Here is a 1869-nt window from a genome sequence, read left to right as displayed (position 1 = left end):
CCCGGGCGCCGGCCCGCGGGTGCTGCGGGTGGACGGGCGGTGCGGCGGACCGGCCGAGGCGCAGGCCGCCAGCACGCCCAGCAGAACCCCCGTCGCCGCCACCGCGGCAGCCTTCCGACCGACCGTGCCCATCGCCCGCTCCCTCTCGTGTCAGTGGACCATCAAGATAGACGCGGCCGGCCGGATCCGGTTCCCCGGGGTCCCCATCAGCGGCGGAGCACTCCCGCGGGCCTCCCCGGCCCGCCCGCGCGGCCGCCGCGCGCCTCCCGGCCGGCGGCCCGGTGGCGGTGCGACCATCGGCCCATGCCGTCCGACGACGTACCGAGCACCGACGAGCAGCAGATCCGCACCCTGGTCGAGCAGTGGGCCGAGGCCGTGCACCGCGGCGACCTGGCGGGCGTACTGCGCGACCACGGCGACGACATCGTGATGTTCGACGTCCCGCCCCCGTTCCAGGGCGTCCGCGGGATCGACGCCTACCGGGCGACCTGGCCGCTGTTCTTCACCTGGCAGGCGCAGGGTGCCGAGTTCGCGATCGAGTCCCTGGAGGTCACCGCCGGGGCCGACGTGGCGTTCGCCCACGCCCTGCTCCGGTGCGGAACGGCGCAGGACTTCGCCGAGGAGCCGGCCCTCCGGTTGCGGCTCACGCTCGGGCTGCGCCGGCGGGACGGGCGCTGGGAGGTCACGCACGAGCACCACTCCTTCCCCGACACCAGCGGCGACGCCGCCACCCGGGACACCGAGGCGGAACACGCGGTGCGCGGGATCCACCGGCGGTGGTCGGAGGACACCGCCGCGAAGGACCTGGACGGGCTGATGGCCCCCGTCGCCGAGGACGTCGTCTCCTACGAGCACGCCGGCCCGCTCGGGTACCTGGGCCGTGCGGAGGTGCGCGAGGTCTGCCGGCGCGGCCTCGACGCCTCGCCCGGGCCGGTCGCCTGGGACGTCCCGGACCTGACCGTCCGCACGGCCGGGGACCTCGCCGTCGCCTGGGGCCTGGAGCACATCCGCGCGCCGCAGGCCGACGGCGGCCACGTCGAGACCTGGTCGCGGGCCACCCGGGTGTTCGAGCGGCGGGACGGGTCGTGGGTCATGGTGCACCAGCACCTCTCGTTCCCGCTCCCGGACGGCTCCTAGCATCCGCCCGGAGCCAGGGCCGCGCCGTGGAGGATCCGGCCCGGGGTCCGCCCCGACCCCGGGCCCGGACCGCCAGGGACGCGGCCACACCCGGTTCACCCGGATCCCCGCGGCACTCGGGTGAACACGCCCGCGAGTCCACCCGAAGGGCGCACCACCCCCGCCGGGGCCGCCGTACTCCGGTGGCAGCGGCCGCGCGGCTGGTTGACGGTGGATCAGGCGCACCGCCGTGAGTCCCCTTGCCCGACACGGTGTCGGCAGTCGCGGCTCCGCGCCGGAAGGATCATCATCATGCGCTCTGCACGCACGCTGCTCGCCGGGGCGGTCGTCGCCGCCGCCCTCACCGTCGGCGCCCCGGCCGCCTTCGCCGACGGCTCGGACAAGAACCTCACCTGGCAGGAGAAGCAGGACAAGGCCGCCACCCCGGACGGCCAGAAGACCTGGGAGGAGAAGCAGGACAAGAGTGCCCCCGCCACGGGCGAGGACCACAAGGCCGAGGAGAAGGAGAAGGCCCCGCACGGCGGCGTGCACACCGGTGGCGGCGGCCTGGCGCTGTCCGGCGGCGGCCTCGCCTCCGGCGCCGTCCTGCTGCTCGGCGGCCTCGGGGCGGGCGCGTTCGCGCTGCGCAAGGGCCGTCGCTCCGTCGGCGCCGCGATCTGACCTGCGGCGTCGCTTCCGTCTCCTCCCGACGCCTCCCGTCGCCTCCCCGCCGTGGCCGCCGCACCCAGTGCC

The 1869-nt window shown here is 76.5% G+C and carries 2 protein-coding genes and 1 pseudogene; all 3 read left to right on the top strand.

From position 1 onward, the window contains the following. Window positions 1–303: 303 nt before the first annotated feature. Window positions 304–723: pseudogene (locus tag ABZ885_RS40285) on the top strand (SgcJ/EcaC family oxidoreductase); the annotation flags it as partial. A gap of 33 nt (window positions 724–756) precedes the next feature. Then, window positions 757–1137, top strand: coding sequence for a nuclear transport factor 2 family protein (locus tag ABZ885_RS40280; protein ID WP_360200041.1), 381 nt, complete (start codon window positions 757–759; stop codon window positions 1135–1137). A 291-nt stretch (window positions 1138–1428) separates the two neighbouring features. Then, complete coding sequence (locus ABZ885_RS40275) at window positions 1429–1797, top strand: hypothetical protein (RefSeq protein ID WP_360200039.1); 369 nt, start codon at window positions 1429–1431, stop codon at window positions 1795–1797. The last annotated feature ends 72 nt before the right edge of the window (window positions 1798–1869 follow it).

This window comes from Kitasatospora sp. NPDC047058 (assembly GCF_040643935.1).
In the GTDB taxonomy this organism is placed as follows: Bacteria; Actinomycetota; Actinomycetes; order Streptomycetales; family Streptomycetaceae; genus Kitasatospora.
This window is presented reverse-complemented; position numbering and strand designations above follow the sequence as displayed.

What these genes read in the sequence shown, in the direction of transcription:
- ABZ885_RS40275 (WP_360200039.1), top strand. Translation starts at nt 1,429, where the DNA reads ATGCGCTCTGCACGCACGCTGCTCGCCGGGGCGGTCGTCGCCGCCGCC.